This is a genomic window from Microbacterium sp. 22242, from assembly GCF_052045495.1.
Classification (GTDB): domain Bacteria; phylum Actinomycetota; class Actinomycetes; order Actinomycetales; family Microbacteriaceae; genus Microbacterium.
Genome location: NZ_JBQEOZ010000020.1, coordinates 40,127 through 47,483, shown reverse-complemented (window position 1 = coordinate 47,483; position 7,357 = coordinate 40,127). Strand labels below are relative to the sequence as shown.

Annotated in this window: 8 protein-coding genes; 6 read left to right on the top strand and 2 right to left on the bottom strand. The window is 69.3% G+C overall.

Going from position 1 to position 7,357, the window contains the following annotated elements:
* The 4 genes from ACTJJZ_RS16685 to ACTJJZ_RS16670 form a co-directional block, all read left to right on the top strand.
* On the top strand, positions 1–1,419 hold a 1,419-nt coding region (locus tag ACTJJZ_RS16685), incomplete at its 5' end, for an ADP-ribosyltransferase (RefSeq protein WP_440722311.1).
* Positions 1,420–1,533: 114 nt separating this feature from the next.
* Positions 1,534–1,974: a hypothetical protein gene (locus tag ACTJJZ_RS16680; protein WP_440722310.1), complete on the top strand. Its 441-nt coding sequence runs from the start codon at positions 1,534–1,536 to the stop codon at positions 1,972–1,974.
* A gap of 19 nt (positions 1,975–1,993) precedes the next feature.
* Complete coding sequence (locus ACTJJZ_RS16675) at positions 1,994–3,136, top strand: hypothetical protein (RefSeq protein ID WP_440722309.1); 1,143 nt, start codon at positions 1,994–1,996, stop codon at positions 3,134–3,136.
* 50 nt (positions 3,137–3,186) lie between these two features.
* On the top strand, positions 3,187–3,492 hold the full coding sequence (locus ACTJJZ_RS16670; protein WP_440722308.1) for a hypothetical protein: 306 nt from the start codon (positions 3,187–3,189) through the stop codon (positions 3,490–3,492).
* A gap of 113 nt (positions 3,493–3,605) precedes the next feature.
* On the opposite strand, the gene ACTJJZ_RS16665 is transcribed toward ACTJJZ_RS16670, so the two are convergent.
* Positions 3,606–4,088: a recombinase family protein gene (locus ACTJJZ_RS16665; RefSeq protein WP_440722307.1), complete on the bottom strand. Its 483-nt coding sequence runs from the start codon at positions 4,086–4,088 to the stop codon at positions 3,606–3,608.
* 153 nt (positions 4,089–4,241) lie between these two features.
* On the opposite strand from ACTJJZ_RS16665, the gene ACTJJZ_RS16660 reads away from it, so the two are divergent.
* Positions 4,242–5,282, top strand: coding sequence for an NAD(P)-dependent alcohol dehydrogenase (locus tag ACTJJZ_RS16660; RefSeq protein WP_440722306.1), 1,041 nt, complete (start codon positions 4,242–4,244; stop codon positions 5,280–5,282).
* Between the two features lie 106 nt (positions 5,283–5,388).
* Here the strand turns inward: ACTJJZ_RS16660 and ACTJJZ_RS16655 are convergent, their stop codons facing one another.
* The gene (locus ACTJJZ_RS16655; protein ID WP_440722305.1) at positions 5,389–6,381 is read right to left on the bottom strand and encodes a malate dehydrogenase; all 993 of its coding nucleotides are present in this window, start codon (positions 6,379–6,381) and stop codon (positions 5,389–5,391) included.
* 87 nt (positions 6,382–6,468) lie between these two features.
* On the opposite strand from ACTJJZ_RS16655, the gene ypfJ reads away from it, so the two are divergent.
* Positions 6,469–7,353: a KPN_02809 family neutral zinc metallopeptidase gene (gene ypfJ, locus ACTJJZ_RS16650; protein WP_440722304.1), complete on the top strand. Its 885-nt coding sequence runs from the start codon at positions 6,469–6,471 to the stop codon at positions 7,351–7,353.
* Positions 7,354–7,357: the final 4 nt, after the last annotated feature.

Below are 7,357 nucleotides of genomic sequence, written 5' to 3'. Positions count from 1 at the left end.
GTGACGCCGCCGAATCCGTTGGTGGCGGGGCCGGTGGATACGACGAGTCCGTTGCAGGGGACGTTCTTGTTGGAGGATGGGGAGGCGCTGGTCTCGGCGATCAAGTCGGGGGACTGGGTTGCGGGCGGGTTCGCGGCGTTCAGTGCGGTGATGGACACGGTGGCGGCGGTCTCGGATCCGTTGGGGTCGTTGATCGCGGCGGGTCTGGGCTGGTTGATGGAGCATCTGCAGCCGTTGAAGGGCTGGCTGAATGATCTGACCGGGGATTCGGGTGCGGTGGCGGGGTTCGCGCAGACGTGGACGAATGTGGGGGCGCAGTTGCGGCGGTCGGCGTCGGATCTGTCGACGGTGCTGGGGGATCTGGACGCGGCGGATGGTGCGGCGGTGCGGGCGTATCTGGTGTTTCAGCGGGATGTGGTGAAGCATCTGCAGGGTGCGGCGTCGTGGGCGGATGGCATGGCGGCGGGGATGCAGATGGCGTCGACGATCGTGCAGGTGGTGCATGATCTGGTGCGGGATTCTTTGGCGCAGTTGGTGGGGTCGCTGATCTCGTATGCGGCGGAGTTGGTGTTCAGTCTGGGGTTGGCGACGCCGTTGGTGATCGAGCAGGCGTCGACGCGGGTGTCGGCGTTGGCGGCGAAGTTCTCGAAGAAGATCCCGGATCTGGTGGCGGCGATCCGCAAGCTGGGTGAGCTGGTCGAGAAGCTGAAGGCGTTGTTCAAGCGGTTCGGCGACACCGCGGACCGCCTCCTCCACGGAGGCAAGGGAGTTCCCGACCACACCGGCCTCCCGAAGCCGGGCGTGCCGGGCAAAGCGCCGGATCTCCCCGATTTCAAGGATCTCGACGCGAAGTATCGGGACCCGATCACCGGCGAGATCCCGCCGGACAAGCTCGACGCGTGGGCCAAGGAAGTTTCGGACCGATATCCGAACCTCAGTCCGGACGAGGTGAAGGGCGTGTACGACTACACGACCAACCCCGGGTACTCGGAGATGAACCCGTATCTCCGTGGTTATGGAGACACCCCGGCCGACGTCCCTGGACTGGAGACGAGGATCAACCACGCCACGGATGGCATCTCGCACCTTCCCGCACAACCCGGCGTGACATCCCGGGGCGTGACCATGAGCGACGACTTCCTCAATTCCTTCCAGGTCGGACAGCACTGGAAGGACGACGGTTTCATGAGCAGTTCGACCAACCCGTCGGTCGCCGAGAGCTTCGCGTCGAGCGCGGCGGCCGAGGGAAAGACTCCCGGTATCATCACGATCCATGGGCAGAGCCCCGTGGACGTCTCTTCCATCTCGCGGTACCAGAACGAGGCCGAGCTGCTGTTCCAGCGGGGGACCCCCTTCGAAGTCGTGAGCAAGTGGCAGGATCCGGCGGGAGTCTGGCGGATCGATCTCAGGGAGAAATGACGCTTGCCCACCGGGCGCGAAGCGTCGGCCGCCGCGGGGCGGTCGCAGAAGACGTCACGTGGAGATGCTTAGAGTTGTCACGAGCCCGTTCAGGACGGGGGAAGGAAGTTTTCGATGGATCTTGAAGGTCTTATCGCGTCGTTGGAGCGGCTTCCTGTCGTGCCAGGGCTCGTTTGGCGCGGGGCACGCGTCAGTGCAGGTTCACCCCTGACGTTGGCCGGCCCGTTGGCGGTGAGTCGCGACCTCCGCGTCGCCTCGGAGAACCTCACGACGCCCGTGGTCTACGCGATCCAGAGCGTCGCCGCCCATGATCTCGGAAGCTTCGGCGCGCATCCGGCGGAAGAGGAAGCGGTCCTGCTGCCGCCATCGACCTTGGTGCCCGCTGGCGCTCCCTACAGTGCCGGGGCGCTGACCGTGCAGCCTTTCATCGAGCTCCGGCAGGGGTTCGCCACGCCTTCGGCGCCGACGGTCGAGCAGATCACCGCCGCCGTCTCCACGGTGGGCGCGCTGCCTGCTGTGTCGATCTCCCGGCCGGGACGTTTCGTCGACGCATAGGAGGTCTCCCAAGGATTGCGTGACCCGCGCGGTCGGGGGCGAGGATAGACAGATGAGGATCTCTCCAGACGGCCCCACGCCGACCGAGCTGTGGGACGGAGTGGTTGCCCAGTTCGACCGGATCAATCCCGGGCAGAGCATCGCCAAGGTACTCCACGAGCGCAGTGTCGAGGATGCGCGTCGTGCCTTCCTCGCGCGGACCCGGGAATCGTTCCTCGCTGTCGGCCGGGAGTGGGAGCTTCTCGGCGACACCGCTGTCTTCGGCGATGAGATCGGCGTCCGCTTCGGGCCCGGCACGGTCCAGGTGATGCGAGCGGGAGAAGTGCTCGTAGCGGGTGCGCAGACTTCGGACTGGGCAGCCCTCGTGCTGGCGTTCCTGGGGGAACGACGATGGGGCGTCGCGTGGGCGGACGCGATCCGCCGCCGCGAGCCGGCGCTGCATCTGCCCATCGACCACATCGACGCCAGCGACGCGCTGGGCGAACCTATCCAGCCGCTGCAGATCGCGGGTCCGTGCCGGTGGGTGATCTTTCGCACGGATACGACGCCGCTGTGCTGGGCCATCTCGCAGCCCGTCGCGGAACTCGCGGCGTCAGCGCTGGAACTGGGGGCGCCCGCGTTGCGCGCGATGGCGGGAGCGTGGCCCGAGCCTCCGTCCGAGCTCTCACCGCCGTCGGGCGCGGTTCCTCTGGCGCGCTTTCCCGCACCCCGAGTCGGGATCGAGGGGGCGTGGTGGCTTTCGCAGACGACGCCGTTCCGAGGATTGTTCTGGCGGGGCGGTCATTCGGCGCCGAAAGCCACGACGTTCCCGCGCTTGCGGGCGGTGTCGACCGATGTGCGGGTGGCGACGGAGAACTTCACCGTGCCGTTCGTCTCCGCGTTCCTGACGGGAGCCGCGCGCGACGCCCGGTATCGTTCCCGGTTCCCGGAGAACCAGGAGTTCGCGCTGCTCCCCGACGCGCAGTTCATCGCGCAGGGCGAGCCGGTCGACGTGGGAGGGATCCGTGTCGCCGTGTTCGCGGACACAGCGGAGGAGACCCGGCCCGCGATGACGGTGCGGGAGGTGCTGGACGAGGTGCGGCGGGCGCAGAGCGCGCCGCCCATCGCGGTGTCGAAGCCGCGCTGGTTCGTCGACGGGCGAAGCGATCCGCAAGCGGGATGAGCTGGTCGAGAAACGGAAGGCGCTGGTCAAGCTTGTGAAGGGGTTCATCGATGGATCGTGAGAAGCTGACGATCTCAGCTGTGGCCGCGTATCTCGGGGCGCATCCGATGACGACGGCGAATTGGTTCGGACCGACAGGGCGGACTGAATCGTCGACGTGGATCGCCGAGGACGGGACCGGTTGGCGTGTGTGGGACACGGACGAGAAGGGCGTTGAGATGGACGACATGACTTTGCGGACGGAGTCGGAGTCTGAGGCGCTGGAAGCCTTCTTGGCACGGGCGGAATGGCATCGGCGGGCTGCCGCGAGCGCGGTCAACCCGAATCCGCCCGGGCAGGCGGCGGGCAGAGTATGAGCCCTCTGAGGTCCTGGGCGAACAAGACCGGTCGCGTCGCCGCGCCGGGCGTCGGGCTCACGCTCCGTTGACGATCGGCGTCGGGCGGGCCCGGGCGGTGCTAGGACGGAAGGTCAGCGGCCGGCGTCGGCCAGATGCCGCGCGGAGTGGCTGAGCACCTTCACCATCACGCCTTTGCGGCGCAACGTGGCGACGGTGCGCGTCTCCTCGTCGATGTCGCGACCGAGCGCGTGGATGTTGGCGACCACGAGCACGTCGCCGGCGCGCAGCGTGTCGATGAGCCGGGCGATGCGGTCCGTCCAGCTCTCCAGGATGTCGGGCGCCGGATGGCGGAAGCCCTCGATCGGCACGCCGAAGCGGGTGAGATCGTCGCGCTGCTGCACGACCGACGGCATTCCCTCGCGGGCGACGACCAGGCCGACCAGGCGGGATCCGTCCGGGCGGGCCGACCACCAGTCCCGGTTCTGCTGCAGTTCGGTGAAGCACTTCGGGCACTCCGCGGCCGCGTGCGGGAGGTGCAGCGGGCTGGTCAGCGCGGTGTCGAGAGCTCCGTCCGCCAGCGACGCATCGTCGTGATCGTGCGTTGTCGCTTCCATGCGGTCGGCCTCCTCTCGCCGCAACCATTCTGCCCTGTTCCGCCTATCAAGCGGGCACGGATCCAGGATCCGCGGATCCTGGCCGATCGCGCCGCGCCCCGGCGACCCCGCGATACGCTCGCAGCACACCCCTGAACATCGAGGAGCACCGTCATGCCCGCCGTCGCCGCCTATGCCGCGCCCAGTGAGGGCGCACCCCTCGCACCGACCACGATCGAGCGCCGCGAGCCCGGCCCGCTCGACGTCGTGATCGACATCGCCTACGCCGGCATCTGTCACTCCGACATCCACACGGTGCGCGGCGAATGGGGGCGCCAGCACTACCCGCTCGCGCCGGGGCACGAGATCGCGGGCACCGTCGCCGCTGTGGGCTCGGAGGTGACGCGGTTCGCGATCGGCGACCGCGTCGGCGTGGGGTGTCTTGTGAACTCGTGCGGCGTCTGCGCGGCGTGCGTGCGCGGCGAGGAGCAGTACTGCGCCGGCGGAGCCGTCGGCACGTACGGCGCGACCGACCGCGACGGCACGATCACCCAGGGCGGCTACTCGCGCCAGGTCGTCGTCACCGAGGCGTTCGTACTGCGGATCCCGGACGCGATCCCGCTCGATCGCGCCGCCCCGCTGCTGTGCGCGGGCATCACCACCTACTCCCCGCTGCGGCACTGGAAGGTCGGCCCCGGCACCCGCGTCGCGATCGTGGGCCTGGGCGGACTCGGGCACATGGCCGTGCAGCTCGCGCACGCGCTGGGCGCCGAGGTCACCGTGCTCTCGCAGTCGCTGCGCAAGAAGGACGAGGGGCTGCGGCTCGGCGCCGATCGGTATCTCGCAACGGCGGATCCGGAGACGTTCTCGGCGAACCGCGGCGGCTTTGACATGATCCTGAACACGGTCAGCGCGCCCATCCCGCTGGACGGGTACCTGGGCCTGCTCGACACGAACGGCACGCTCGTCTGCGTGGGCGCGCCGCCGGAGCCGATGCCGCTGCGCACCGGTGCGCTGATCGGCGGGCGGCGCTCGATCGCCGGATCCGCGATCGGCGGGATCGCGGAGACCCAGGAGATGCTCGACTTCTGCGCCGAGCACGGCATCGCCGCGGAGATCGAGCTGATCGACGCCTCGGCCATCAACGACGCCTACGAGCGCGTGCTCGCCTCGGACGTGAGGTTCCGCTTCGTGATCGACGTCGCGACGATCTGACGGTCCGTTCGCCGGTTCCTGAGCGGCCTTCGTCTCGTCGCATCGCTTCGTGCTCAGGAACCGTGCGGCGAGACGGAGGGCTCCTCACCCGGAGCCGCGCTCGGGCTCAGATCAGCCCGAGGGCACGGACCGCGTCGCGCTCCTCGACGAGCTCGGCGATCGAGCGGTTCATACGCTCGCGCGCCCAGTCGTCCGGTTCCAGGCCATCGACGATCCGCCACTCGCCGTCGACCGCGCGGACCGGGAACGAGCTGATCAGGCCCTCCGGCACGTCGTACTCGCCGTGCGAGACGACGGCGGCGCTGGTGCGGCGCTCGCCGGTGCCCAGCGCCCAGTCGCGCACGTGATCGATCGTCGCCGAGGCGGCGGACGCGACGGAGGAGGATCCGCGGACCTGGATGATCTCCGCGCCGCGCTTGGCGACCCGCGGGATGAACGTCGCATCGAGCCAGGCGCGCACGTCCCCGGTCTGCTCGGCGAGGGCCTCCGTCACGGAGCGGCCGCCGACGGTGGCGTGTGCGACGTCGGGGAACTGCGTGGCCGAGTGGTTGCCCCAGATCGTGACGCCGGCGATGTCGGCCACGGGCGCATCGAGCGCCGCCGCGAGCTGACCTCGGGCGCGGTTCTCGTCGAGCCGCGTGAGCGCGCTGAACCGCTCAGCCGGCACGCCGTCGGCCGCGGCCGCAGCGATGAGCGCGTTCGTGTTCGCGGGATTCCCGACCACGGTCACTCGTATGCCGGCTGCGGCATGTTCTGCGATCGCGGATCCCTGCGGTCCGAAGATCGACCCGTTGGCAGCGAGCAGGTCGCCGCGCTCCATGCCGGGACCGCGCGGCCGGGCGCCGACGAGCAGGGCGTGGTCGGCGCCGTCGAAGCCCACCGCGGGATCGTCGGTCACCTCGACGTACTCGAGCAGGCCGAACGCGCCGTCCTGCAGCTCGAGGGCCGCGCCTTCCGCCGCGCCGATGCCGGCCGGGATCTCCAGCAGCCGGAGCCGCACCTTCTCGTCGGGGCCGAGCATGTCGCCGGCCGCGATCCGGAACAGCAGCGCATAGCCGATCTGACCTCCCGCGCCGGTGACGGTCACCGTGGTGCTCATGTCGACTCCTTCCGGGGCATCCGTGTGCGTCGCACGGTTCGAGCCTATGCCTCGCCTCCGGCGCGCGGACCGTGGAAAACTGTGGTGATGACCTTCAATCCGGACGCGGACGTCTCAGACAACAACGTGCAGCGCCGCGGCCGCGGGCGCACCGTGGCGATCGCCGGCGGCGGAGTCGCCGGCCTCGGCGCGGTCGTGGTGCTGCTGATCAGCGCGTTCACCGGGGTCGACCTCACCGGGCTGCTCGGCGGCGGCACGGATCAGGGTCAGCCGCAGAGCACCGGATCCTCGGAAGGCGGCGTGCAGAACTGCAGCACGGGAAGCGATGCGAACAAGGACGTGGACTGCCGGGTGGCGGCCACCTCGCTCGTGCTGAACCAGTACTGGACGAAGCACGTCAAGGGCTACGTCGCGCCGCAGCAGGTCAGCGTCGACGGCGCGACCTCGACCCCCTGCGGCACCGCATCCAACGATGTCGGGCCGTTCTACTGCCCGCCGGATCAGACCGTGTACATCGATCCCACGTTCTTCGCCCTGCTGCATCAGCAGTTCGGCGCCGAGGCCGGTGACCTCGCCCAGGTGTACGTCGTCGCGCACGAGTACGGCCATCACATCCAGAACCTCGTCGGCACGATGGAGAAGTACCCGAACAACGGCACAGGGCCGGCGAGCAACGGGGTGCGCACCGAGCTCCAGGCCGATTGCTACGCCGGCGCGTTCATCGCCGACATGGCGGCGCAGAAGGACAAGAACGGCAACCCGTACATGAAGAAGCCGACGCAGGCGCAGATCGCGGATGCGCTGGACGCCGCGGCGGCGGTCGGCGACGACCACATCCAGCAGCAGTCGGGCGGCCAGACCAACCCGGAGACCTGGACCCACGGATCCAGCGACCAGCGCAAGCACTGGTTCACCAACGGCTACCAGAGCGGCCTGGGCCAGTGCGACACGTTCTCGGTGGCGACGCCCTAGGAGG